The organism is Bordetella muralis (assembly GCF_965139205.1).
Lineage (GTDB): Bacteria > Pseudomonadota > Gammaproteobacteria > Burkholderiales > Burkholderiaceae_B > Bordetella_A > Bordetella_A muralis.
Genome location: NZ_CBCSIU010000029.1, coordinates 1 through 23972 on the forward strand (window position 1 = coordinate 1; position 23972 = coordinate 23972).

The following is a 23972-nucleotide window of genomic DNA, read 5'->3' on the forward strand; positions in this document are numbered from 1 at the left end:
GGATTGGCGGGGGAAGTCCGGGGGCCATGTTTGAGCGAAGCGAGTTTGGCCCCCGGCCCGCCGATGGTTCGCGGACGTAGGCCGAGTCCCCGTTGAGGGGACGAGTCAGCCGACCAGGCCTGTCCGCCACTGCGCCCCGGCTGCGGCAAACGGCTCAAGAACTCGCTTTTCCCGCCGCACCGAGGGCGTCAAAACCTATGTGCCGAGGGCCAAGAGCTCAAGCATCTCGCGCCCGAACGGATTTCAATCGATTTTGCCCAACAACAGGAATTCCATCAGGGCTTTCTGCACGTGCAGTCGGTTCTCTGCCTCGTCCCAGACGACGCTTTGCGGGCCGTCGATGACTTCACCGGTGACTTCTTCGCCGCGGTGAGCGGGCAGGCAGTGCATGAATACGGCCTGGGGATCGGCGGCAGCCATCATTTCCGCGTCGACGCACCAGTCGGCAAAGGCGGCGCGGCGGGCGTCGTTTTCGGCCTCGTAGCCCATGCTGGTCCAGACGTCGGTCGTCACCAGGTGAGCGCCCCGGCAGGCCTCGATGGGATCGGCAAACTGGCGCAAGACGCCCTCGGGCGGGGTGCCAATGCGATTGGGCTCGAGCTCATAGCCCGACGGCGTGGACACATGCAGCGTAAAGCCCAGCATTTCGGCCGCCTGCAGCCAGGTGTACGACATGTTGTTGGCATCACCGATCCAGGCAACGGTCTTGCCGGCGATCGGGCCACGATGCTCGATGTAGGTGAAGATGTCGGCCAGAATCTGGCAAGGGTGGAATTCGTTGGTCAGCCCGTTGATGACCGGCACGCGCGAATGCGAGGCAAAACGCTCGATGCGGGTCTGCTCGAACGTGCGGATCATGACGATGTCGACCATGCGGGAAATCACGCGGGCCGTGTCTTCGATGGGCTCGGAGCGGCCCAGTTGCGAATCGTTGGACGTCAGGTTGATGACAGAGCCGCCCATTTGGTACATCCCGGCCTCGAAGGAGACGCGAGTGCGGGTGCTGGCTTTCTCGAACACCATGGCCAGAGTGCGGTCGTGCAGCGGCATATGGGGCTCGTAGCGCTTGAACTTGTCTTTGATCAAGCGGGCACGGTCGAGAACATAGGCGATTTCACTGGGGGAAAAGTCCCGGAACTGCAGGAAGTGCCGCAACGGGCCAGTCTGGTGCGCAGGAGGTGTCATGATGAAAAGGGCGAAGCCAAAACATCAATCATATACAATTCGCGGCGCGGGCCGCATCTTTGTCGTTTGTCCGATCCGGACGCAGCGCACGCCGCCCGTGGTGAAAAATTCATGACAAATCGCGTCAAACAATTCGTTATTCACGGTGTCACCGAGAGTGGCTCCCGTTTTCGTCCCAGTGATTGGGCCGAGCGCCTGGCCGGCGTGATGGCCCAGTTCCGGCCGCCCGGCTCGGCTGGCAGCCATCTGACTTATTCGCCCTATGTTTTACCGATGTTGATCGATGGAGTGCGGGGCGTGGTGGTGGATCTGCGGCTGCGGGACCTGGAGCCGCTGGCCTACAAATTCGTGGTGGACTTCGCCCGCGACAATAACCTCAGGACCGAGGAGCGCGAGGTGTGACGCCTCGGCCTAATATTGGTACCCCAGTGTCAGCATGGCGGTGCGGCCGTCTCCCAGCGCGACGGCGTTACGCAAGCCGCCGGTGAAGTAGTCCTTGTCGAACAGGTTTCGCACGGTCAGCGCCGCTCGCCAATGTGCCGCGTGATACGCGACACCGACGTCTGCCACGGCGTAACCGGGAATTTCGTACCCGTAGGCATGACGGGGGCTTTCTCCCCGTACGGCGCCGTTGAGTTCCCAGCCTAGCAGCCGGTCCTGCAGGCGATATCGCGCCGTCAGATTGAAACTGTGCCGCGGCACGTTGTCCAGCCAATCTCCCTCTGTGGAAGGCGATTGACCGCCGTCGTCGGTGATGATGGCAGCGGTATAGGCATAGCCTCCCATCAGGCTCAAGCCGTTGCCCAGATCGGAGGCAAAGCCGATTTCCGCACCCCGGGTACGTTGTTCACCTACGGCGATACTGAAGCCGTCGTTGAAGGGGTCGGATTGCAGGACGCTGCGACGGCGCAAATCGAAGGCGGCCAACGTCAAGCTGGTGGCCCCATCATCCAGATCGAATTTCACGCCGATTTCCCATTGCGATCCTTTTTCGGGATCAAACACATTGCCATCGACGTCGGTTCCGCTGTTGGGATAGAACGAGGTCGCATAGCTGATATAGGGACGCACGCCTGGCCACATTTCGTACATGATGGCTGCAGAGCCGGTGGTGGCTTGAGACGGATTGTCTGCGCGCTCGCCGTTCAAATGGTTGGTGGAGTAGGTCGCGGCTTGGTCGCGCCTCAGGCCTGCTACGAATTGCCAGCGCTCGCCGAACTCCATCTGGTCGCGTAGATAGACGCCCAGTGTGCGTAATGTCGACGTGGTATCGGTTCGGGGATTGGCGGGGCAGGTGATATCGCTGCCGTAGACGGGGTCATAAACATCCAGCGTGCCTACGCTGCAGGTGTACGACAACGCGTTTTCCCGTGACCGTAGATAGTCGATCCCGACGGTGACGGTATGGCGGCCCAGCGGGGTGTCGAAAAGGCGCTGGGCATTGGTGTCGAGGGAAAAGGTGTCGCCGTCCCAGGCCTGGTCTGTCGCCGTGCGCCGCAGCGTTCGATTGTCCGCATTCAGCGTGCCGTTGGCGATCAACTGACCCGTGACCGAGAACTGTTGCCAGCGCAGATTTTGATTGAGAGTCCAACCATTGGCAAAGCGATGGGTGAGGGCATAGCCGATGCGGCTCTGGAATGCCCGATAAGGGTCCTGGTCCGGTTCGCCGATGAATCGGCTGCGGGCGATGCTGCCCAAGGGGTTGGGCAATACGGAGCCCGCCAGTGGTAGACCCTGCTGGCGGATGTAGCGGCGTTCCTGGTAGCTGGCCAAAATCGTAAAGTCGGTGGCGGCGCCCAGGTCCAGCGATAACGAGGGGGCGATCCAGCGATTTTTGAACCACACATAGTCGGTCGCGTCGTGGGAGTTCATCGCGAGTGCGTTCAAACGAAACGCTGCCTTGCCGTTGTCGGAGAGCGGAGTCCCCATGTCCAGCGTGCCCTGGTAGAAATCATGGCTGGCCACCGTGACATCGGCGCGGGCAAAGGCCTCGGCTTGTGGACGTTTGCTCACCATGTTTACCAGTCCGCCCGGCAACACCAAGCCATACAGCAATGACGCGGGCCCTTTGAGGACTTCGACTTGGTCGACGCCGAACAATTCTTGTGCGACACGGTTGCTGTCTGAGACGCGCAGGCCGTCCAGAAAAATGGAATCCGATGCCACTTGACCGCGAATGATCAGATCGTCCCAGCCGCGGCGACCAAATTGATTGCTGACCACGTCCGGCACATTATGCAGGGCATCGGCCAGGGTCTGCGCCTGTTGGCTGTCGAGCACGGCGCGTGGTACTACGGTGATGGATTGCGGTGTCGCCGATAGCGGAATAGAGGATTTATTGACTTGTGGCGGGGTGACCGGATTGAATGCCTCGGTATCGTCATTGCCGGTTATCTGTACTGCCGGCATTTGCGCGATGTCATTATCGGGATGGCCTGTAGTGGTGGACTGCGCGATGGCGAGGGCGGGGACGAGTACGATCAGGCAAGCAAGGGGACGTTGCGGCAACGGCGAGGGCATGGCGTGATTTGAAAGGCAGCGAGGTGAGGGGGGCGAGGCGAGAGCAGAGGTCGATATCTACTCGGGAATAATAATTATTGCACTAATAACGATAATCGTTTTTATTTAGCATTTTGACCCATCGTCGATGAGGTGTAATGATGTTGGACGGTCTTTGAGGGACGCGCCTGAGTCCGTAAGGAAAGAGACCGGATTCAGGTGCAATAGCGGGCGTTGCACCCGCTTGGCAGACCAGTGCCGGCACGAGAGTGAGCCGTTGCACGGCTCACTGTGCGGCTGAGGTGTTATTCGACCGGCGTGACCAGTTTGCCGTTCTGGAAATACGATGCCAGGTTTTCCAGCATCAGGTCTTCCATGGCAAGACGGGTTTCGTAGGTGGCGCTGCCAATGTGAGGCAGCAAGACCGTGTTATCGCTGTCGATGAGGGCCTCGGGCACTTTGGGTTCGTATTCGAACACGTCCAGGGCGGCGCAACCGAGTTTGCCGTTCTCGAGGGCGGTTGTCAGGGCTTGTTCGTCAATGACGGGACCGCGCGCGATGTTGACGATGATGCCTTTGGGACCCAATGCCTCGATGACCTGCTGATTGACCAGATGGCGGGTTTCCGGGCCGCCGACGGTCGCAACGACCAAGAAATCGGCCCAGGTAGCGAGATCGATCAGCGAGGCTTCGTAGCCGTACGGCACATCAGTCCGTGCACGGCGGTTGTGATAGCGGACTTCCATGTCGAAACCGTCACCGCGGCGGGCGATGGCCTGGCCGATGCGGCCCAGGCCGATCACACCCAGTTTTTTGCCGCTGACGCGGGTGCCCAGCGGGATGTTGCCATGGACCTGGCCCCAGCGGCCGGCGCGTACAAAACGGTCGCCCAGGCTCATGCGGCGCGCCCCGGCGATCATCAGCCCCCAGGCCAGATCGGCCACGCAGTCGGTCAGGACGTCGGGCGTGTTGCTGACGAGGACACCACGGGCACGGGCGGCTTGTACGTCGATGGTTTCGTAGCCCACCCCCCAACTGCAAATGGCTTTCAGATCAGGCAGCGCATTGATCAGGTCGGCGTCGGCGCCCATGGTTGCCGAGGTGACCACGGCGGTGATGCCTTTGCCGTGGTCGGTGAGGGCGGCTTTGCGATCCCCGTGTTTCCAGAGCTCGAAGACGTCGTAGTCGTTGGCGAGCCGTTGGTTGGCAGAAGGAGAGCCGGACAGAGAGCCGACCTGAAGAATGCGTGGCTTGGTGGTCATGTCGTTGATGATTGGGGTGGGAAAAAGCAAATGCTACTTGATTTATTGCAACTCAATGCCGCCTTCTTTGATGACCTGTTTCCAACGGGCGACCTCGGCTTTTTGGAAGGCGGCGAACTCTTCGGGTGTGTTGGCCACGACCTCAAAGCCCAGGCCTTGCAGCGTTTTCGTCACGCCGGGATCACGCAGCGTGGTGCGCAGTGCGTCGGAGAGGGTTTTCACGACAGGGGCGGGAGTGTCTTTGGGCACGGCAAAACCTTGCCACGAGTACACCACCATGTCTTTGATGCCGGCCTCGGCCAGCGTGGGCACGTTGGGCAATTCCGGTGAGCGGGTGTCGCCGGTGATGGCCAGGGCCTTCAGTTTGCCAGCCTGTACATGTTTCTGTACTGCGCCGAGGTTCTGGAACGAGACGTTGACCTGGGCGCCCAAAAGGTCGGCAATGGCCGCGCCGCCGCCGCGGTAGGGGACGTCTACACCGGTCGTGCCGGTGCGCTGACGAAACAGGATGGCAGACAGGTGGTCCGAGGATCCTGTGCCGGATGAGGCGTACGAGACTTTGCCGGGATTTTTCTTGGCGTATTCCACCAGTTCGGCGACGGTGTTGGGCGGGAACGAGGGCGGTGCAACCAGGATGTTGGGGTTGCGCACGGCCTGAGTCAGATAGGTAAAGTCCTTGCTCGGGTTGTACGAGAGTTCTTTGTACAAGGCCTCGTTAATGGCAAAGGTGCCGATAGAACCGACCATCATGGTGTAGCCGTCTGGCGTGGAGCGTGCGAGAGCCTGTGCGCCGATGGCGCTGTTTGCGCCGGGTTTGTTTTCGGCTACGAAGGTCTGGCCCAGGAGCTTTTGCATCCCCGGCAGGACCGAACGCGCCGTGATGTCGGATGAGCCGCCAGGGACAAAGGGCACGATGACGGTGACGGGCTTGTCGGGATACGAAGCCGCATGGGCAGCAGTGCCGCCGAGCAGGGTGAGGCTGGCGGTTGCGATGGCGCTAATCAGTTTCTTCACGATGTCTCCTGTGCGCGTTGGGCGCATCTTGTGAGAAGGGAGTCTTGTAAAACAAGACCAAGCGTTGAGAGTATGCTTGTCAAACAAGTATACTTTCCGAGGCCGTATCGTACGGTGATAAGCACGGCATTTTTAGCAGTAGATACCCTAGTGTGAGCATGCTCGCACTGCGAAGATAACGATAAGCCGGAGACAACTTTATGCGTGATATTCCTGCTCCACAGTCCACTGCCGTATCCGAATCAAAGCAGACGAATCCTGAAGCCGAGACATTGGCCAGTAATGGGCGTCGCCGTTGGTTGGCGGGGGTCGGCGCAGCGGCGGTGACGTTGCCCGCATGGGCGCGTGCCTGGGAGCCTGCTGCAGCGTATCCCGACCCTTCGGTACAGGTGCTGGACGCTACGTTTGAGCCCTATCGGTTGTTCAATGCGGGCGTGGAGCGCATTGCGACAGGCATGCGCTGGAATGAGGGGCCGGTGTGGTTTGGCGATGGGCGGTTTTTGCTGTGGAGCGATATTCCCAACGACCGCATCATGAAATGGGATGAGTCCACGGGCGCGGTCAGCGAGTTTCGCAAACCCTCGAATTACTCCAATGGCAATACGCGCGATCGGCAGGGCCGTCTGGTCACGTGCGAGCATCTGACGCGCCGCGTCACTCGTACGGAATATGACGGTTCGATCACGGTGCTGATGGATAGTTACGAGGGCAAGCCGCTGAATTCGCCCAATGATGTGATCTGCCATTCGGATGGCTCGATCTGGTTTTCGGATCCTCCGTTCGGGATTGGCGGTAATTACGAGGGCCGCAAGGCCAAGGCTGAATTGCCGCATACGGTCTATCGTATCGATGCGCAGACGGGCAAGGGCGAGGCCATGATCACCAATCTGAAGGGAACCAATGGTCTGTGTTTTTCCCCTGATGAGTCGCTGTTGTATGTGGTAGAAGGGCGCGCTACGCCAAATCGCTTGATCCATGTGTATGACGTGACCGAGGGCGGCAAAAAGCTGTCTGATGGCCGGGTGTTCCTGGATGCCCAAGGTGGCACCATCGACGGGATGCGCTGCGATGTGGACGGCAATCTGTGGCTGGGTTGGGGCATGGGCGAGGGCAAGGACGGCGTGATGGTCGTCTCGTCTCAAGGCAAACGCCTGGGCCATATTCATTTGCCCGAGCGCTGCGCCAATCTGTGCTTTGGCGGTGCGCAGCGCAATCGCCTGTTCATGGCCTCGTCGCACTCCATTTATGCCTTGTATGTGAATACGCAAGGGGCGGTTGGCGGTTAGTGCGTCATGTCGCCTACACGTAAACGAACAGCGAGGCCGGGGGCGGGCACAACGAATGCCAGCTCCTTGATTCCAGCCGCGCAGGCGGGGGTCGGTGCACTCGCTGACGAGGCGAACGCACCCGCGGCTGAGAAGCAGGGCAGCGGTGCCTTGGTCCTGGAGCGAGGCCAGCGCGTGCGTCTGGCAGACCAGCTGTATGGCCAGATCTTTGAGCAGATTGTCGAGGGCGGGCTGAATGTCGGCGACAAGCTGCCATCGGAGCACGAGATCTGCGAGCGTTTTGGCGTCTCGCGGCCGGTGGTGCGCGAGGCGCTGCTGCGCTTGCGTGCTGATGGGTTGGTGACAGCGCACCAGGGTTTGGGGACGTTTGTCAGTCATCAGCCCGCACCGCGTTTAAAGACGTTCAGCGATGTGCGGAATGTGGGAGCGTATCTACGTGCCCAAGAGATCCGTGTTGCGCTGGAGGGCGACGCCGCACGTCTGGCCGCCATGCGGCGCACGGACGAGGAATTGCATCAGATCGAACAGGCGCATGCAGCGTTCGTGGATGAACTGGAGCGTGGCCGTATTTCGGCTGAGGCGGACCTGGCCTTTCATGCCTGTATTGCACAGGCGACGGGTAATGATTATTACCTGGGGGTGCTGGAATCGATTCACGAGTCGATCAGCGGTTTCATGCGCCTGACATTGAGCCTGACGCGTACCGGGTCGCGTCAACGTGCACAACGTGTTGTGGACGAGCACGCCGCCATTTTGTCGGCGATACGCGAGCAGGACGGAGAGCGGGCGCGGGTGGCGATGCAGTTTCATCTAGGTCAGGCGCGTCATCGACTGGTGGATCGTGAACGGGATCAATGAGAATCGAATGGCTGGGCGCGGCTCAGCGTGGTTCAACGCATGTATGGTGGCAATACGAGTGGAATGCCTGTTGAGAACAAGGGTGTGAAGCCCGAAGGAGAGCGGCAGTGAAGGGTGGTAGTAGCCAAATAATCAATGTGCCGGCGCAGCAGGTGCGTCAGCAGATACGGTTGGTGTTGATGGCGTGGGGGATGCCGGAGGATCTGGCCGTCACCACATCGGACCTGATGGCGGAAACGGATTTGCTGGGAATCGATTCGCACGGCATTTCCATGTTGCCTGCGTACGAGGCCAAGTTGCGTGCGGGCACGTTGCAGATCGGTGCGCGGCCTCGTGTGGTACGTGAGGCTACGTCTACTGCGTTGCTCGATGGCATGGCGGGTCTGGGGTACCCCGTGGCGGCGCAGGCGATGAATCTCGCGGTAGACAAGGCCTTGGAGCATGGTGTAGGCGCCGTTTCGGTACGAAATTCGCATCACTTCGGCGCGGCGGGTGTTTACGCGCGTATGGCCGTGCGGCGTGGCACAGTGGGATTGGTGACCAGTAGTGCGACGACGCTGATCATGGTTCCCACGCATGGCGCGTTTCCGATGCTGGGGACCAATCCGATTGCGTTTGCAGCCCCGGCGGCACAGAACGAACCCTTTGTGCTGGATATGGCCACGACCACGGTCGCTGCGAACAAGGTCAAGGTGTACGACTTTCATGGCAAGCCCTTGCCCGAGGGGTGGGCAGTCGATGGCCAGGGCGGCAATGTGACCGATTCGGCTGAAGCGATGCGCTATATCTTTGATCGTCGCGAGGGCGGCTTGACGCCGTTGGGCGGCACCGCCGCCATGAGCAGCCATAAAGGCTATGGTCTGGCGATGATGGCGCAAATCCTGGGCGGCACGTTGAGCGGCAGTGCGTTGGCGGCGCGGCAGGCCGCGGTGCGCCGGCCGGGCGATCCCGATGATATCGGGCATTTCTTTTTGGCACTGAATCCGGATGCATTCCGGGACTCGGGGTCATTTGAAGACGAGCTGGACGAGGTGATCGACACCTTGCATGAAACGCCACCGGCCGATCCGGCCAAGCCCGTGCAGGTGGCCGGAGAGCCCGAGGCGGTCGAGCGGGAGCGGCGTTTGCGCGAAGGTATTCCGATTCCATTCGCGTTGGAAGAGCGCCTGCGCGCTATTTGTGAGCGTAGCGGCGTGGACTATGTGCTGAGTGCCGCCAGCGCAGCCTGAGCCTCTGACGCCGCGCTTGATGGACGTTTTTCCAGGAGCGCATGTCGCGCCACGTTTTTGGCTCTCGTTGCCGGATTCCGTGCAGCCACGAGGGCTTTCTACTTAGCCAAGGAAGTGATTATGAATTCACCGTTGCCTAACCGTTTTCGCCAGCAGATCCTGGCTCGCGAGCGGCTGATCGGCTTTTGGATGTGCATGTCCAACCACATTACTGCTGAACTGGCAGGCCTGGCCAACTACGATTGGTTGCTGATCGATGGCGAACATTCGCCCAACGAAGTCCCGTTGATGTTGCAGCAGTTGCAGGCTCTGCAGGGCAGCACGAGTGCGGCAATTGGCCGGCCTTCTTGGAATGATCCGGTCGAGATCAAGCGTTTGCTGGATATCGGGTTTTATAACCTGTTGATCCCGTTTATCGAGACGGCGGAAGAGGCGCGCCGCGCCGTCGCTGCTACGCGCTATCCGCCGCAGGGGATCCGGGGTGTGGCGGGGGCACAGCGCAGCAACCGCTATGGCACGGTGCCGGATTATCTGACGACGATCAACGACAACGTCTGCGTACTGTTGCAGATCGAGAGCCGAGCCGGTGTGGATGCCGTCGATGAGATCGCGGCGGTCGAGGGCGTGGACGGCATCTTTATTGGACCGTCGGATCTGGCGGCGGGCTTGGGGCACCTGGGCAATCCAGGGCATCCAGAGGTGCAAGAGGTCATTCGCCATCTGTATGAACGCGTCACTGCTCAGGGCAAGGCTGTAGGCACCTTGGCGCCTGTGCAGGCAGATGCACGCCGCTATCTGGACATGGGGATGCACTTTGTAGCGGTGGGCACGGACCTGGGCGTGTTCAAGCAAGCGACCTTCGCGCTGCGTGAGGCGTTTGCGAAGTAAGTGAAATCGGCCGGTAATCCGGCCGATTTGTTTGCTGGCGCATGTCGTGCAGGCACGCATTGGCTGGCAGCGGGTTGCGATCAGTCATGACCAGCGAAATCCATTGCTGCAATAACAAAAGGATGCCCACGGGCATCCTTTTGTTTTGCCGTATTCATGCAGCCCTGCAGAGCAGGGGCAGCAGAATGGCTTAGGCCAGCGCCTTGATGGCGGCAGCCAAGCGGCTCTTGTGGCGAGCGGCCTTGTTTTTGTGAATGATGTTCTTGTCAGCCACGCGATCGATCACGCTGGTGGCTTTTTGGAACACTTCGCTAGCCGCCGCCTTGTCGCCGGCTTCGATCGATTGGCGTACGCGCTTGATGGCGGTGCGCAGCATCGAGCGCAGGCTGGAGTTGTGCTTGTTACGCTCGACGGATTGGCGAGCGCGTTTGCGGGCTTGGGCGGTATTGGCCATGTGTTAATTAATTAAGTGAATTCGGCAAAGTCCAACATTGTAGCAAGTTTGCCGGGGATTGCAAGGAATTTCTAGTGTTGTGTCTTAAGAGTCTGCCCTGAGCCCCTAGACGCGTCGCACGGCAGCCGCCTAGGCAGTGTTACGTCAGGCCGAGGCAACGGCTATGGAGGTGACCCAGGGCGTGAAACGCTGCACGGTGATGGGCAGATGCTGTTCGAGGCTGCGTAATGTTCCACTGACATCATCTAGTGAGTATTCGCCGGAGACGGGTAGTCCCCCTGCCGCGACGGTAACGCGTAACGTCCCCGAATAGTAAGGACGTAAGGTCTCGACAATTTCATTCAGTGTAACGTCCCGCGCCACGATGCGTCCATGTTCCCAGGCGGCTCGGGTAGCCATTTCTCGGCTGGGTTCACCCAGGCGAAGTGCATCAAAGCGTATGCCCATGCCGGGTTGCAGAACAGTATGTGCGCCAGCACGGGTCTGGATTTCGATAGGCTCGTCATGAGCGACAACCAGGGTGCGGTGCGACTGTTGGCGCACCATGTAGCGCGCACCATGCGATCGGATCAGCCCCTCGGCCGTCTTGGTCAGGAATGGCCGGGATTCATTTGTAGCGGCTTCGATCGTGACCGCGCCGCTTTGCAAATTGAGCTGGCGCAGGTAGGGGGTGTAGCTCAAGTCCAGGGAACTGCGTGCATCGAGCAGCAGGCTGCTGCCGTCGGTGAGCGTGTAACGGCGCCGTTCGGAGGTACCGGTCGCAGCGTCCGACGCCAAGTTTTGCAGCGGGTAGACCGCGTTGCACGCATACGCTGTAGCGCCGCCAGCGAGCACCGTCAGCCCCGCGCGAGTCAGGAAGCGGCGCCGGCTATACGAGGCGGTCGTGGATGGGCGAGACGAATCGTCCGCTTGATCAAAGGCCGCACCATCGATGCTGGTGGTCAAATTTTGCCAGGCTTGATGGTGCTGAGGGTGCGCGTCGCGCCACGCCCGAAACTCGGCGTAGTCGTGCTGCGTGGCACGACCTGATCGCAGCAATAACAGCCAGTCGATGGCTTGGTTTGCCAGAGGGGATGCGTGGCTGAAGGGAGGCATCATTCCCATAAGCGAATCCGAACGGCTATGGAAGGTTAAATAGTAATGCTATTTTTACTTTAGTTTACATTAATTGTGAAAATTCTTTTAAATGAAGTTAAAAAACTTTTTGTTATTAACAATGCAAGGGGGATTATTTGCTGCGCCGACGGCCGAAATCGCGTAGGCGGAAACCAAAAATGAACAGCGCAGCAAAATACGCGATGCCGCTTGCGGCCAGGACGGCAGCTAACCACAGCGCGCGTTGCGCGGGGTGGCTTTGTAAGGCTATCCAATCCAGATGATGATCAGCGTAGTAAAGAACGGCAGCCAAGGCTGCCAACGCCGGCACCAGGCGCAGCGCGAATGTCAGCCAGCCCGGACCGGGACGGTACGTCCCTCGGCGCAAGAGGCCGAACAATAACGCCAGGGCGTTGAGCGTGGCGCCCAGACCGATAGCCAGCGCGAGGCCGGCGTGAGCCAGTGCCGGGACCAAGGCCAGGTTCATGAGTTGGGTCACAATCAGCACCATGACAGCGATTTTGACCGGTGTGCGGATGTCCTGTTGGGCATAAAAGCCGGGCGCCAGGATTTTCACACTGAGAATGCCGATCAAGCCGACGGAATAGGCCATCACGGCCAACCGGGTCTGTATGACGTCCTGGGCCTGAAAGGCGCCGTAATGAAAGAGCGTGGCGACCAGCCCGTCCGATAAGAGCGCCAGGCCCAGCGCGGCAGGCAAGCCCAGCAATATCACCAGGCGCAGCCCCCAGTCCAGCAGGGCGGAATAGCCAGCCTGGTCTTGTTTCGCATGTGCGGCCGACAGGCTGGGTAACAGTACGGTGCCCAACGCGACACCCAGCAGTGCAGTGGGAAATTCCATCAAGCGATCGGCAAACGATAGCCATGTGACACTACCTGGCGTGAGCCACGTGGCGATATTGGTATTTATCAACAGCGATATTTGCGCGACCGATACGCCGAGGGTGGCGGGCGCCATTTGTTTCAGGATGCGTTTGACGGTGGCGTCGCCCCAGGCCAGCCGCAGATTGGTCGCAAAGCGGGGCGTCAGGCCCAGACGCGCCAGGGCAATCCATTGCATTACCAGTTGGGCCACGCCGCCCGCCATGACGCCAACCGCCAGAGCGTATATCGGGATATCCATGCGCGGAGCCAGCCATAGGCAGGCTCCAATCATGGAGAGGTTAAGCAGAACAGGAGTGAAGGCCGGCACGGCAAAGCGCCGCCAGGTATTGAGAACCCCCGAGGCAAAGGCCACCAGCGACATGCACAGGATGTACGGGAACATCATTCGCGTCATCCAGACTGCTGCGCCGAACTCCGTGCCGCGGGCTTCGCCGCGCAAGCCGCTGGCCATGGCGGTGACAACCCACGGTGCGGCGAGAATGCCGATGAGTGTGACGGCCATCAGGGCCAGCGTCAGCAGCAGCGCCACGCGATCGAGCAGGGTGCGCACCTCGGCGTCTGTGCGTTCGGTGCGGGCGGCACCCAGGATGGGCACGAAGGCCTGAGCGAATGCGCCCTCGGCGAACAGGCGCCGCAACAGATTCGGAATCCGGAAAGCGACCCAGAAGGCGTCTGTCAGCGGCCCGGCGCCAAAGGCGCGTGCAACCAGAATGTCGCGAACCAAACCGGTGATACGCGACAACAGCGTGAAGCTACTGACCGTAGCGGCCGAGCGAAACAGACTCATGGGGTGACAAGAAAATTAAACGGTAAAAAAGGCCCCACGCTGCACCTTCGGCTTGCGGCCCCGCAAGGAGGCTTTTTTGCTTTGGACTCGGCCCAGCGGCAAAAATCCCCCTGACGCGGGTTGCCGCCAGGGGGAGTGTTGTTCCGGGCGCGCCCGGGACGACATGGTGCGCACCCGCAGCGTCGGCGCGCAGGGCTTGTATCATTTTGGCGGCATGCGGATCGCGCCATCCAGACGGATGGTCTCACCGTTGAGCATGTCGTTGGTGACGATACTGTGCACCAGCTTGGCGTAGTCCTCGGGACGACCCAGGCGTGCGGGGAACGGGATGCTGGCAGCCAGGGAGTCCTGGACCTCTTGGGGCATGCCGAAGATCATCGGTGTGCCGAAGATTCCCGGCGCGATGGTCATGCAGCGGATACCGGCTTTGGATAGATCGCGCGCGATCGGCAGGGTCATGCCCGCGACGCCCGCCTTTGAGGCGGCGTAGGCGGCTTGGCCGATCTGGCCGTCGAATGCCGCCACGGAGGCGGTGTTGATCAGGACGCCGCGTTCGCCGGTGGGCTCAGGGGTGTTGGCGCTCATGGCCTCGGCAGCCAGACGCATCATGTTGAAGCTGCCGATCAGGTTGATCGAGACGACTTTCTGGAACAATTCCAGCGGATGGGCGCCATTTTTGCCGACGATCTTGGCGGCGGGGGCAACGCCTGCGCAGTTGACCAGGCCGAACAGTGCACCGAGTTCCAGCGCAGCAGCGACCGCTTGCTGACCGTCAGCCTCTTGGGTGACGTCGCAATGCACGTAACGTTGGCCCAGTTCTTTGGCCAGGGCTTCGCCGGGTTCGTCTTGAACATCGGCGATGACGACTTTCGCGCCGTTGTCGACCAGCATGCGCACGGTGCCGGCGCCCAGGCCAGAGGCCCCGCCAGTCACAATGAATACCTTGTTCGCGATTTCCATACGAGTTCTTCAGAGGGAGAGGTTCAAAGAAACGCCGTGGCATGCCACGGCGCCCAGGGGGGAGCGCGAGAGCCTTAGCTGGCCAGCGCCTCGAATAGGCGGGCTTTGATTTCGTCAACCGCGCCTACACCCGAAATCTTGCGGTATTTGGGTGCTTTGGCATCGCCTGCTTCGGCCCAGGACGAGTAATAGTCCACAAGCGGGCGCGTCTGGCTTTGGTAGACAGCCAGACGGTTGCGTACGGTGGCTTCGCTATCATCGTCGCGCTGGATCAATGCCTCGCCGGTGATATCGTCAACGCCCGCAACTTTGGGCGGATTAAAGCGTACGTGATAGCTGCGGCCGCTGGCCGGGTGGACGCGGCGGCCGCTGATGCGTTCGATGATGTCTTCTTCAGGGACGGCGATTTCGACGACGTAGTCGAGTGCGACGCCCGCGCTTTTGAGTGCATCGGCTTGGGGAATCGTGCGCGGAAAGCCGTCAAACAAGTAACCGTTGGCGCAATCCGGTTGTTTCAGGCGGTCTCGCACCAAGCCGATGATGATGTCATCAGAGACCAGGCCTCCTGCGTCCATGACCTTTTTGGCTTCCAGGCCGAGCGGGGNGCCGGCCTTGACGGCCGCACGCAGCATATCGCCGGTGGAAATCTGCGGGATGGCGAACTGCTGGGTGACGAAGGCGGCCTGGGTGCCTTTGCCGGCGCCGGGCGGACCGAGCAGGATGAGACGCATGGGAGGAGCTCCTGAATAGTGGATGAATTTTAAGAATGAGGACGATTATGCCGCAACGCGGTGGACGGTGTGATTACGAGAATCAGGGAAAACCCGTCATTGTGGGCGATTGGCATACCAGGCACGGACTCTTTCGAGGTCTGCGGGGGTATCTACGCCAGCCATAGGCGGTTGCGGGGTGCGATGTACGACAATGGTGTGGCCGTGCTCGAGTGCGCGCAGTTGTTCGAGGGCCTCGAAACGCTCCAGCGTGCCCTGGGGCAGATTCGGAAAACGCCGCAAGAAAGCTACGCGGTAGGCATACAACCCAATGTGATGCAGTGCCGGTAATCCTGGGGTCAGCACGCGTTCGCCGCTGGCCAGGGCATCGCGAGCCCACGGAATCGGTGCGCGGGAAAAGTACAGGGCACGCCCATCGGCGCCGCAGACGACCTTGACCACGTTGGGATTGAAGAGGGATTCGGCATCGGCCAAGGGGCAGGCGCACGTCGCGATGTCGGCATCGGGATGATCGCGCAGCAGCGCCGCCACGGCATCGACGAGGGTGGGATCGATTTGCGGCTCGTCGCCCTGGACATTGACGACGATGGCGTCGTCGGCCAGACCCAGTTGTTCGACGGCCTCGGCCAGGCGATCGGTGCCGGTGGGATGATCTGCTCGGGTCAAGACGGCCTGGTGACCGTGCTCGCTAGCCGCCTGCTGTACGCGAGTATCGTCAGTGGCGATGATGACTTGCGCAGCCTGTGAGGCCGCGGCTCGCTCCGCGACGCGCACAACCATGGGTTTGCCGGCAATATCGGCCAGTGGCTTGTCGGGCAGGCGCGTGGACGCCATACGCGCGGGGATGAGGGCGATGAAACTCACGATGTCGCCGTGTCGGGGCGAGGGGTGTCCAGCGACCGCGCTTCGGATTCGAGCATGACGGGAATGCCGTCGCGCACCGGGTAGGCCAGGCGGTCGGCGCGGCAGGTCAGTTCGGCCTGGGTGCGGTCGTAGTCGAGACGGCCCTTGCAAAGCGGGCAGACGAGCGTATCAAGTAGGCGGGATTCCATAGGCGTAATTCTAAAGCAGTTTGGGGCCAGAACGGACGCTGCACTACCTGAGATGCGAGCTTTGGTGTGACGTTTTTAGCCTGGGGAGCCGTGGTGTCAACGTGCGTCGGCGATTCTACGCAGGCGCTGGTCGAGCCAATCAAACAGGGTTGGGTCGGAGAACTGTGCCTGGACCGGGATTTCCCAGAGGCGCGCGTCACAGTGATCCCGGCATTTGATGGCGTCTTTCGAGGTGATCAAGATGGCGTCGGCCTGCACGGCTTCGAACGGAGACTGCCGATAGTCGTAATGATCGGGCAGCGCCAGGCACGGGGTAGGCTGTATACCGGCCGCCTGCAAGGTCGCGAAAAATCGGTCGGGATTACCGATGCCGGCTGCCGCGGCAACGCTGCGAAAGGCTGATGGATCGGCAAAGTCGGCCAGGGGCCGTTCTACGCCCGTGGAGATCTGGCGGGCAGCGTCGGGGCGCAACTGCATGTCGGTCTGTCTGGGGGCAGCCGGGCTGTTCGCCGTCGACGGTCCCGAGGATGACTCAGTGGCATTTGACGCGGCCGACTGTGTCGGCTGCCAAACATGGGCACCAGGCGGCGAGGGCTGGCGGTCCGAGGGAAACGACGCCGCGGGTGACGCGTGTAGGTTCGTGCCGTTGGCCGAGCGATTCGTGATGATGGCGTCCACCGTATTCAATCGGGACGCGGGTTCGCGCAATGGCCCGGCCGGCAACAGGTGCCCGTTACCGACGCCGCGTTCATCCTGCACCACGATTTCTGCGTCACGCGCCAGCGCCAAGTGTTGCAACCCGTCGTCGGACACGATGACATCCGTTTGCGGGTACCGCTCAAGCAGGGCCTGGGCGGCCAGGGCGCGGCGCGGATGCACGGCCACAGGGGCGCCGCTTGTGTGGGCGATCAGGGCCGGTTCGTCGCCAAAGTCAGCGGGATTCAGTTCGCCATGGCCGACTCGCGGTTGGGGGCCGATCTTGGCGCCGTATCCGCGGCTGACGACGCCGGGTGTCCAGCCACGTTCGCGCAATGCCTGTACGGTCGCGATCACCACGGGTGTTTTACCGGTACCGCCGACATAAATGTTGCCGATCACGACCACTGGCACGGGGGCGCGATAGACCGGACGCCGGCCATTCACGTACTGCGCACGCCGTCGTTTCACATGCCAGCTCGTCAGGGCCGCAAGCGGGCGCAGCAGCATGGCCAGCCAGCCGTCATGCTGCCATTGGCGTTGCATAAAGCCTGAGGCAGACGGCGAGGCGGACGAGCTGTTGCGCGGCACGGAGGGAGTCACCGGGCGTTCTGAGCCGCAAAATTGACGCGGCTGATACCTGCCAGGCGAGCCGCCTCCATGACGTTGACCACGGCCTGATGGGTGGCTTGCGCATCGGCGTTGATCAGCAGCATGGGGGATTCTTTCCCCGCAGCGGCCAGGGCGAGCATGTTGGCGATGTCGCTGGCGTTGGCGGCGTCGATCACGGTTCCGTTCAAGGCATATCGGCCATCGCGACTGACGTCGAGCGTGATCTCGGGAGCCGTGTCCTGCTCGATGGCGGCCTCGGGCAGGGTAATCTGCAACTGCGTATAGCGGGCAAAAGACGTGGTGGCGGCCAAAAAAATGAGGATTACCAACAAGACATCGATCAAGGGGATCAGATTGATGTCGAGTTCATCACGGTCGCCGCGCCGGCTGCGAAAATTCATGGCTGGGCCCTGGGCGGAATGGTAGGGCGGCTCAGCCGTGCGAGGCGCGCCGCGGCTTGTTCCATATCGTTGAGCAGGTTGTCGGCCCGGCTGCGCAGATAACGATGGCCAATCATCGCGGGGATGGCGATCAGGATGCCGAAGGCGGTGTTGTACAGCGCAATGGAAATGCCGCGCGCCAACTGGGCGGGGTCGCCTCCGGCGGGCGTGTACGACGCAAAAATCTCGATCATGCCCACGACGGTGCCGAACAGGCCGAGCAACGGGGCGATGACGGCAACTGTGCCGAGCGCGGCAATGTACCGGTTCAGGTCGTGTGCGACGGCTCGGCCCACGTCTTCGACGGCAGCGCGCTGGACTTCGCGTGGTTGATTCCGGTGGCGCAGGACTTCGGCCAGAATGCGTCCCATGGGCGAATGCTGTTCCAACCGGGTCAGCGCCTCCGGGCTGTCTTGGCCGTTGCGCTGCATTTCCAGCACTTGCTCGGCCAGGCCTTTCGGCAAAATCAAATTACGGCGCAGGGAGAGCAGCCGTTCGACGATCAACGCCAGGCCCAGGATAGAGGTGATCAGCAGCGGCCAGATTGGCCAGCCGGCTTCGCGGAAAATGGACAGCAAAAGAGGGCTCCGGGAGAGAGCTGCGGTAAAGGTCGCAGCCGATTTAAGCGCGCACTGTACCGGTCAGAAGGGGACTATGGCAAGGCCGGGACGAGGTCGGGGGATAACCGCCAATCTATCCACAGATTTTGTGGATAATTCTGTGCAAAACTAAGGCTAAACATGGATAGATGCTGGCTTTGCGCTGGATTGTGCCCGCCGCCGTTATTTTGTTTGCGCGAATTTATTCATATAAAACAAACTCTTAGTACGAATTTGCTAGCGTTGCGGGCAGCGCTGCACGATTTGCGTGCTTACGGTATCATCGCGGCCCACTTGGCGCGCCCTGTGGACAGTTATCTCTCTGGAAAGCCTTATGACAATTGAATTTCCCGTCACAAACGACGTATTTACGCGGGATATCCTCACAGTCGCCCAGTTGAACCAGGCTGTAGGCCAATTGTTGGAACGCAATGTCCCGCCGTTGTGGGTGCGCGGCGAGATTTCCAATTTCACCCAGGCAGCGTCAGGACATTGGTACTTCACCTTGAAGGACAACCGGGCCGCTGTGCGGGCAGTCATGTTTCGCGGCCGCGCGTCCGCCGTCGGGTTTGTGCCCAGAGCCGGCGATCAGGTCGAAATCCGCGCTCGCGTCTCGCTATACGAGCCCCGAGGGGACTACCAATTGCAAGCCGATGCCATGCGGCGGGCGGGCCTGGGCAATTTGTACGAGGCATTTCTGCGTCTGAAGACCCAACTGGCCGCCGAAGGCTTGTTTGAGGATAGCGTCAAGCGCAAGCCGGTCGCTCTGCCGCGCGCCATCGGGGTGATTACCTCGTTGCATGCGGCGGCATTGCGGGATGTGCTGTCCGCTTTGGCACGCCGTGCACCGCAAGTGCCGGTCGTGATTTATCCCGCTCCGGTCCAGGGCGCTGATTCGGCGGCCAGATTGGCGGCCCAGGTGCAATTGGCGAATGCCCGCCAAGAAGTCGACACGCTGTTGTTGGTGCGTGGCGGAGGCAGTATCGAGGACCTATGGAGCTTTAACGACGAGACCCTGGCCCGGCTGGTGGCAGCGAGTGCCATTCCTATTATTAGCGGGGTGGGGCACGAAACCGATTTCACGATCGTGGACTTTGTGGCCGATGTGCGGGCGCCGACGCCGACGGCGGCCGCAGAGCTGGCCTGCGTGCCGCGAGCGGATTTGCTGGCACGTATCGGCCATGCCGTACAGCGTTTGAGCCGGGGGCAGCAGCGCCGCCTAGATCAGGCGGCGCAACGCCTGGATCGCGCCGCGGCGCAGTTGGTGTCGCCCGCGCGCCGCCTGGCGCATCAGGCCGAACGCCTGAATACGCTACGTCATCGTTTGCATTCTGCGTGGCAAGGTCCTTACGGCCGGCGGACGGCGCGCTTGGGAATGTTGGTACAACGCCTGGCGCACGCTACCCCGGATACCGGGCGGGCAAGTGAGCGCGTGGCCGCGCTGGCCCGCCGCCTGCATCAGGCCCAGGAACGCCAACTGGCCACCCGCCAGGCTCGGACTGCTGCCGTCAGTGCGCATTTGCGTGCCCTGGACCCGCAACACACCTTGGCGCGAGGCTATGCCATCGTGCGCGACGCCGAGGGCCGGATTCTGCGTGACGCTGCGCCGTTGACCAAAGGTCAGGCGCTGAATTTGACGTTCGCGCGTGGCGGGGCTCAGGTGGAAGTGCTGGATACGCAAGACACGTGATGTCACCGCCTCGGCGAGTGCGGCGCAGATCGCTTAAGACTGATTCTTCTTTCGCGTAACCCCGCGCGGCACTGGGTTAACCCCGAATGCAGGACAAAGAGCCGATACAATCTATCTGCTTGATCGTGCAATCAACCAAGAAGGAACTCTCATGGCATTTACGCTTCCTCCCCTGCCTTATGCGCTGGACGCCCTGGCGCCGCATATCTCCAAAGAAACCCTCGAGTTTCACTACGGCAAGCACCATCAGACCTACGTCACGAACCTGAACAATCTGGTCCCGGGCACCGAGTTTGAAAACGCTTCGCTCGAAGACGTCGTCAAAAAGTCCTCGGGTGGCGTATTCAACAATGCCGCACAAATCTGGAACCACACGTTCTACTGGAACAGCCTGGCTCCCAACGCTGGCGGCGCACCCTCGGGCGCACTGGCCGATGCCATCAACGCCAAGTGGGGCAGCTTTGACGCTTTCAAAGAAGCCTTCAACAAATCGGCTGCCGGCAACTTTGGTTCGGGCTGGACCTGGCTCGTCAAGAAGGCCGACGGCTCGCTGGACATCGTCAACACCAGCAATGCCGCTACCCCGCTGACCACCGCAGACAAGCCTCTGCTGACCTGTGATGTGTGGGAACACGCCTACTACATCGACTACCGCAATGCCCGTCCCAAGTACCTGGAAAACTTCTGGGCACTGGTGAACTGGGACTTCGCTGCGAAAAACTTCGCCTAAGTCGTATCCGGTTTCGATGAAAACGCCCAGCCTAGGCTGGGCGTTTTTGTTGAGCCGTATCACTGCGTTTGCACCAATCTGGCCTCCATCGACATGGCACGCAGTGTTTTTCTTGCGCCATACTTGACGGCCCAATCCGTCTGTTTCGTGACGATTCTGGCAAAATGCGGCGATGTCCACGACCTCGCCTCCTCGCAGTCTGTTCTCACGCGTGTCTCTACTCGCCCGTCGTAAGTTGCGGCAGTTCGGCCGTCTCTCGCGCAAGAGTCTGCAGCTCAGTTTGCTGTTGGGCGGCGCAGCCTTGGTGGCTCTCGTGTCGCTGGGGTTTGCATGGTTGGCCGATCTGGCGCTGGAATGGAACCATGCGTGGACTTCGCGTGCAGGTTGGCTGGCGTTCATCGTGCTGCCCGTGGCCTTTGGGATTCTGCGCTGGATGACGATCCGTTGGGCGCCCAACGCGGCAGGCAGCGGGATTCCGCAAGTCATCGGCTCCTTGTCGTTGCCGCCCGGCGCTGCGCAAAGCAGCCTGGTTTCGATGCGGCAAACGCTGCTGAAAATTCCATTGACCTTTTTTGGGCTGGCGGCGGGCGCTTCCGCGGGACGCGAAGGCCCGTCCGTGCAGGTGGGCGCGGCGGTCATGCTGGCTTGGGGAAACTTTTGGCGCAGCAAAGGGGTCCCGTTACGCGGTTTTCATGCCAATGAGCTGATCGCGGCGGGTGCGGCCGGAGGTCTGGCAGCCGCTTTTAACGCGCCGTTGGCCGGCGTCATTTTTGCGATCGAGGAGCTGGGGCGCGGCACCATCTTGCGTTGGCAGCGCCTGGTATTGATCGGCGTGCTGGCCTCCGGGTTTCTCGTTGTCGCCGTCGTTGGAAATAACCCGTATTTCGGCACCTTTGGCGGCGAGCCGCTGCCGAACTATATGGTGTTATGGGTGTTGCTGTGCGGCCTGGCTAATGGTGTACTGGGCGGTCTGTTCAGCTGGTTGCTGAGCAAGGGGGTCTCAGGGGTTGCCCCCATGAATTGGCGTGGCTGGATCCGGCGGCATCCTGTTTATACGGCTGCTGCCATGGGATTGATTCTGGCGTGTCTCGGCGTATTGAGCGGTCAGACTGTCTATGGCACGGGATATGGCGTGGCCAGCGGCCTGCTCTCAGGCGAGACCGAGGGGCCGGCGGCCTTTGGCCTGGCGAAACTGGGGGCGACCGTGGCGTCATACTGGGCTGGAATCCCAGGCGGCATTTTCACTCCAGCGCTAACGACAGGGGCGGGCGTCGGCCAGCATATCTGGGAACTGACCGGTGGCGAGATTGACCGCCGTGTGCTGGTGTTGATATCCATGGCGGCGTTTCTGGCGGCGGCAACGCAGTCTCCGTTGACGGCGAGCGTCATCGTGATGGAAATGACGGGCAGCCAGCCGATGCTGTTCTGGCTATTGGTGGGCTCGCTGTCGGCGTCGGTGATTGCGCGGCAGTTTTGTCCGCGGCCGTTTTATCATTTTGCTGCAGGACGCTATCGTCGCCAGGCTCAGGTTGAGGCCGGACGCACCACGACATAGGGCGGCCGTAAAGCAGGTGTCCATACACTGGACTGCGTCCATGTGGTGGACGCTCGGGCATGGCACTGCGCCGGTGCACGGTCGCGTGGCGTAAGATCGCATGCTATCTTTTTTGTCATTCACTTTTCTTACGAGCTTCGATCCATGACCGTGCACGCTTATATTTGTGATGCCATCCGTACTCCTTTTGGCCGTTACGGCGGCGCTTTGGCGCCCGTGCGCGCCGACGATCTGGCGGCTGTGCCTATCAAGGCCCTGATGGCGCGCAATCCGGGCGTGAACTGGGAAGAGTTGACCGATGTGATCTTCGGCTGCGCCAACCAGGCCGGCGAGGACAACCGTAACGTCGCCCGCATGGCGGCATTGCTGGCCGGACTGCCCGTCGATGTGCCCGGCGGCACGGTCAACCGCCTGTGCGGCTCGGGTCTGGACGCCGTGGGTACGGCGGCTCGCGCCATCCGTGCCGGCGAGGCTGGCTTGATGTTGGCGGGCGGTGTCGAAAGCATGAGCCGTGCGCCGTTCGTCATGGGCAAAGCCGAGAGCGCATTTTCTCGCAGCGCCTCGATTTATGACACGACCATCGGCTGGCGCTTTGTCAACAAACTGATGAAGGCGCAATACGGCGTGGACTCCATGCCGGAAACCGCGGAAAACGTGGCGGACGATTTCAAGATCAGCCGCGAGGACCAGGATAAATTCGCGCTGGCCAGCCAGTCCAAAACGGCCCGCGCTCAAAAAGAAGGCTATTTCGACGCTGAAATCACCCCGGTGTCGATCGCTCAGAAAAAGGGCGACCCTATCGTCGTGAATACCGACGAGCACCCGCGTGAAACCAGTCTGGAGGCCCTGAGCCGCCTCAAAGGCGTGGTCCGCGAAGGCGGCTCGGTGACGGCCGGCAATGCGTCGGGCGTGAATGACGGTTCGGCCGCGCTCTTGCTCGCAGACGAGGCCAGCGCAGCGCGTCATGGCTTGACGCCGCGTGCGCGCGTCGTAGGCATGGCTACCGTCGGTGTGGCTCCGCGCATCATGGGCATGGGCCCCGCACCGGCCACACGCAAGGTCTTGGCGCTCACTGGCCTGACCTTGGATCAGATCGATGTCATCGAGCTCAACGAAGCCTTTGCCGCGCAGGGCTTGGCCGTTCTGCGAGACCTGGGCATCGCCGACGACGATGCGCGCGTGAATCCGAATGGCGGCGCGATCGCGTTGGGCCATCCGCTGGGTGCCAGCGGCGCGCGTCTGGCGACGACCGCCGTCAATCAATTGCATCGCACCGGCGGCCGCTATGCGCTGTGCACGATGTGCATCGGGGTGGGGCAGGGCATCGCCGTCGTGCTCGAGCGCGTGTAATACCGTGGCAGCGGCGGCGTTTCGGCGTCGCCTGCCCAAATAAAAAAGCCGGTTTTACCGGCTTTTTTTCGTTAGATCACCCCACCCACACGCT

Annotated in this window: 23 protein-coding genes and 1 pseudogene; 9 read left to right on the forward strand and 15 right to left on the reverse strand. The window is 61.3% G+C overall.

Features of this window, described 5'->3' with window-relative positions; all coding sequences use genetic code 11:
- Window positions 1-243 precede the first annotated feature (243 nt).
- The gene (argF, locus tag ACNA0I_RS24310) at window positions 244-1185 is read right to left on the reverse strand and encodes an ornithine carbamoyltransferase (protein ID WP_415808599.1); all 942 of its coding nucleotides are present in this window, start codon (window positions 1183-1185) and stop codon (window positions 244-246) included.
- Between the two features lie 111 nt (window positions 1186-1296).
- Between argF and ACNA0I_RS24315 the strand changes: the two genes are divergently transcribed.
- A complete protein-coding gene (locus ACNA0I_RS24315) occupies window positions 1297-1587 on the forward strand; it encodes a DUF3579 domain-containing protein (protein WP_415808600.1) in 291 nt (96 codons plus the stop codon).
- Between the two features lie 9 nt (window positions 1588-1596).
- Here the strand turns inward: ACNA0I_RS24315 and ACNA0I_RS24320 are convergent, their stop codons facing one another.
- The 3 genes from ACNA0I_RS24320 to ACNA0I_RS24330 form a co-directional block, all read right to left on the reverse strand.
- Window positions 1597-3705, reverse strand: coding sequence for a TonB-dependent siderophore receptor (locus tag ACNA0I_RS24320; RefSeq protein WP_415808601.1), 2109 nt, complete (start codon window positions 3703-3705; stop codon window positions 1597-1599).
- A gap of 284 nt (window positions 3706-3989) precedes the next feature.
- Window positions 3990-4946: a 2-hydroxyacid dehydrogenase gene (locus tag ACNA0I_RS24325; protein WP_415808602.1), complete on the reverse strand. Its 957-nt coding sequence runs from the start codon at window positions 4944-4946 to the stop codon at window positions 3990-3992.
- A gap of 42 nt (window positions 4947-4988) precedes the next feature.
- Window positions 4989-5960, reverse strand: coding sequence for a Bug family tripartite tricarboxylate transporter substrate binding protein (locus ACNA0I_RS24330; protein WP_415808603.1), 972 nt, complete (start codon window positions 5958-5960; stop codon window positions 4989-4991).
- Between the two features lie 200 nt (window positions 5961-6160).
- On the opposite strand from ACNA0I_RS24330, the gene ACNA0I_RS24335 reads away from it, so the two are divergent.
- The 4 genes from ACNA0I_RS24335 (at window position 6161) to garL (ending at window position 10221) form a co-directional block, all read left to right on the forward strand.
- Entirely contained in the window at window positions 6161-7246 is a 1086-nt protein-coding gene (locus tag ACNA0I_RS24335) for an SMP-30/gluconolactonase/LRE family protein (protein ID WP_415808604.1), read from the forward strand.
- Between the two features lie 150 nt (window positions 7247-7396).
- Complete coding sequence (locus tag ACNA0I_RS24340; protein ID WP_415808625.1) at window positions 7397-8104, forward strand: FadR/GntR family transcriptional regulator; 708 nt, start codon at window positions 7397-7399, stop codon at window positions 8102-8104.
- Window positions 8105-8211: 107 nt separating this feature from the next.
- Window positions 8212-9333: an Ldh family oxidoreductase gene (locus ACNA0I_RS24345; protein ID WP_415808605.1), complete on the forward strand. Its 1122-nt coding sequence runs from the start codon at window positions 8212-8214 to the stop codon at window positions 9331-9333.
- 120 nt (window positions 9334-9453) lie between these two features.
- Window positions 9454-10221, forward strand: a complete 768-nt coding sequence (gene garL / locus ACNA0I_RS24350) for a 2-dehydro-3-deoxyglucarate aldolase (RefSeq protein ID WP_415808606.1) — start codon at window positions 9454-9456, stop codon at window positions 10219-10221.
- Window positions 10222-10411: 190 nt separating this feature from the next.
- Here garL and rpsT read toward each other — a convergent pair whose 3' ends face one another.
- From rpsT to ACNA0I_RS24405, 11 genes and pseudogenes are all read right to left on the reverse strand, one after another.
- Window positions 10412-10675 (reverse strand): 30S ribosomal protein S20, encoded by a 264-nt coding sequence (rpsT, locus tag ACNA0I_RS24355; protein WP_094821746.1) that lies wholly within the window; start codon window positions 10673-10675, stop codon window positions 10412-10414.
- Window positions 10676-10819: 144 nt separating this feature from the next.
- On the reverse strand, window positions 10820-11770 hold the full coding sequence (locus tag ACNA0I_RS24360; RefSeq protein ID WP_415808626.1) for a DUF4880 domain-containing protein: 951 nt from the start codon (window positions 11768-11770) through the stop codon (window positions 10820-10822).
- 133 nt (window positions 11771-11903) lie between these two features.
- The gene (murJ, locus tag ACNA0I_RS24365; protein ID WP_415808607.1) at window positions 11904-13463 is read right to left on the reverse strand and encodes a murein biosynthesis integral membrane protein MurJ; all 1560 of its coding nucleotides are present in this window, start codon (window positions 13461-13463) and stop codon (window positions 11904-11906) included.
- A 201-nt stretch (window positions 13464-13664) separates the two neighbouring features.
- Window positions 13665-14423 carry a 3-hydroxyacyl-CoA dehydrogenase gene (locus tag ACNA0I_RS24370; RefSeq protein ID WP_415808608.1) on the reverse strand — a complete coding sequence of 253 codons (759 nt, stop codon included), beginning with the start codon at window positions 14421-14423 and terminating at the stop codon, window positions 13665-13667.
- Window positions 14424-14497: 74 nt separating this feature from the next.
- Window positions 14498-15027, reverse strand: a 530-nt coding sequence (adk, locus tag ACNA0I_RS24375; RefSeq protein WP_415808609.1) for an adenylate kinase, incomplete at its 5' end; no start/stop codon positions are given.
- Window position 15028: 1 nt separating this feature from the next.
- A pseudogene (locus ACNA0I_RS24380) lies at window positions 15029-15154 on the reverse strand (nucleoside monophosphate kinase); the annotation flags it as partial.
- A 96-nt stretch (window positions 15155-15250) separates the two neighbouring features.
- Window positions 15251-16018 (reverse strand): 3-deoxy-manno-octulosonate cytidylyltransferase, encoded by a 768-nt coding sequence (kdsB, locus tag ACNA0I_RS24385; protein ID WP_415808610.1) that lies wholly within the window; start codon window positions 16016-16018, stop codon window positions 15251-15253.
- A complete protein-coding gene (locus ACNA0I_RS24390; protein ID WP_415808611.1) occupies window positions 16015-16206 on the reverse strand; it encodes a Trm112 family protein in 192 nt (63 codons plus the stop codon). The genes kdsB and ACNA0I_RS24390 overlap by 4 nt, the downstream gene beginning before the upstream one ends.
- 96 nt (window positions 16207-16302) lie before the next feature.
- Window positions 16303-17448 (reverse strand): tetraacyldisaccharide 4'-kinase, encoded by a 1146-nt coding sequence (gene lpxK / locus ACNA0I_RS24395; RefSeq protein ID WP_415808627.1) that lies wholly within the window; start codon window positions 17446-17448, stop codon window positions 16303-16305.
- Between the two features lie 53 nt (window positions 17449-17501).
- Window positions 17502-17915 carry an ExbD/TolR family protein gene (locus tag ACNA0I_RS24400; protein ID WP_094821739.1) on the reverse strand — a complete coding sequence of 138 codons (414 nt, stop codon included), beginning with the start codon at window positions 17913-17915 and terminating at the stop codon, window positions 17502-17504.
- Entirely contained in the window at window positions 17912-18532 is a 621-nt protein-coding gene (locus ACNA0I_RS24405; RefSeq protein WP_415808612.1) for a MotA/TolQ/ExbB proton channel family protein, read from the reverse strand. Before ACNA0I_RS24405 ends, ACNA0I_RS24400 begins: the two co-directional genes overlap by 4 nt.
- Window positions 18533-18887: 355 nt before the next feature.
- On the opposite strand from ACNA0I_RS24405, the gene xseA reads away from it, so the two are divergent.
- From xseA to pcaF, 4 genes are all read left to right on the forward strand, one after another.
- The gene (gene xseA / locus ACNA0I_RS24410) at window positions 18888-20243 is read left to right on the forward strand and encodes an exodeoxyribonuclease VII large subunit (protein ID WP_415808613.1); all 1356 of its coding nucleotides are present in this window, start codon (window positions 18888-18890) and stop codon (window positions 20241-20243) included.
- A 151-nt stretch (window positions 20244-20394) separates the two neighbouring features.
- On the forward strand, window positions 20395-20973 hold the full coding sequence (sodB, locus tag ACNA0I_RS24415; protein WP_094821736.1) for a superoxide dismutase [Fe]: 579 nt from the start codon (window positions 20395-20397) through the stop codon (window positions 20971-20973).
- 172 nt (window positions 20974-21145) lie between these two features.
- The gene (locus ACNA0I_RS24420; RefSeq protein WP_415808614.1) at window positions 21146-22528 is read left to right on the forward strand and encodes a chloride channel protein; all 1383 of its coding nucleotides are present in this window, start codon (window positions 21146-21148) and stop codon (window positions 22526-22528) included.
- Window positions 22529-22672: 144 nt separating this feature from the next.
- Window positions 22673-23878 (forward strand): 3-oxoadipyl-CoA thiolase, encoded by a 1206-nt coding sequence (gene pcaF / locus ACNA0I_RS24425; RefSeq protein WP_415808615.1) that lies wholly within the window; start codon window positions 22673-22675, stop codon window positions 23876-23878.
- Window positions 23879-23972 lie beyond the last annotated feature (94 nt).

Coding starts and splice junctions, on each gene's coding strand:
- ACNA0I_RS24370 (WP_415808608.1), bottom strand. CDS start 14,423: ATGGAAATCGCGAACAAGGTATTCATTGTGACTGGCGGGGCCTCTGGC.
- ACNA0I_RS24420 (WP_415808614.1), top strand. CDS start 21,146: ATGTCCACGACCTCGCCTCCTCGCAGTCTGTTCTCACGCGTGTCTCTA.
- rpsT (WP_094821746.1), bottom strand. CDS start 10,675: ATGGCCAATACCGCCCAAGCCCGCAAACGCGCTCGCCAATCCGTCGAG.
- lpxK (WP_415808627.1), bottom strand. CDS start 17,448: ATGCAACGCCAATGGCAGCATGACGGCTGGCTGGCCATGCTGCTGCGC.
- ACNA0I_RS24315 (WP_415808600.1), top strand. CDS start 1,297: ATGACAAATCGCGTCAAACAATTCGTTATTCACGGTGTCACCGAGAGT.
- ACNA0I_RS24360 (WP_415808626.1), bottom strand. CDS start 11,770: ATGCCTCCCTTCAGCCACGCATCCCCTCTGGCAAACCAAGCCATCGAC.
- ACNA0I_RS24335 (WP_415808604.1), top strand. CDS start 6,161: ATGCGTGATATTCCTGCTCCACAGTCCACTGCCGTATCCGAATCAAAG.
- garL (WP_415808606.1), top strand. CDS start 9,454: ATGAATTCACCGTTGCCTAACCGTTTTCGCCAGCAGATCCTGGCTCGC.
- ACNA0I_RS24320 (WP_415808601.1), bottom strand. CDS start 3,705: ATGCCCTCGCCGTTGCCGCAACGTCCCCTTGCTTGCCTGATCGTACTC.
- murJ (WP_415808607.1), bottom strand. CDS start 13,463: ATGAGTCTGTTTCGCTCGGCCGCTACGGTCAGTAGCTTCACGCTGTTG.
- argF (WP_415808599.1), bottom strand. CDS start 1,185: ATGACACCTCCTGCGCACCAGACTGGCCCGTTGCGGCACTTCCTGCAG.
- xseA (WP_415808613.1), top strand. CDS start 18,888: ATGACAATTGAATTTCCCGTCACAAACGACGTATTTACGCGGGATATC.
- ACNA0I_RS24390 (WP_415808611.1), bottom strand. CDS start 16,206: ATGGAATCCCGCCTACTTGATACGCTCGTCTGCCCGCTTTGCAAGGGC.
- pcaF (WP_415808615.1), top strand. CDS start 22,673: ATGACCGTGCACGCTTATATTTGTGATGCCATCCGTACTCCTTTTGGC.
- ACNA0I_RS24400 (WP_094821739.1), bottom strand. CDS start 17,915: ATGAATTTTCGCAGCCGGCGCGGCGACCGTGATGAACTCGACATCAAT.
- sodB (WP_094821736.1), top strand. CDS start 20,395: ATGGCATTTACGCTTCCTCCCCTGCCTTATGCGCTGGACGCCCTGGCG.
- ACNA0I_RS24325 (WP_415808602.1), bottom strand. CDS start 4,946: ATGACCACCAAGCCACGCATTCTTCAGGTCGGCTCTCTGTCCGGCTCT.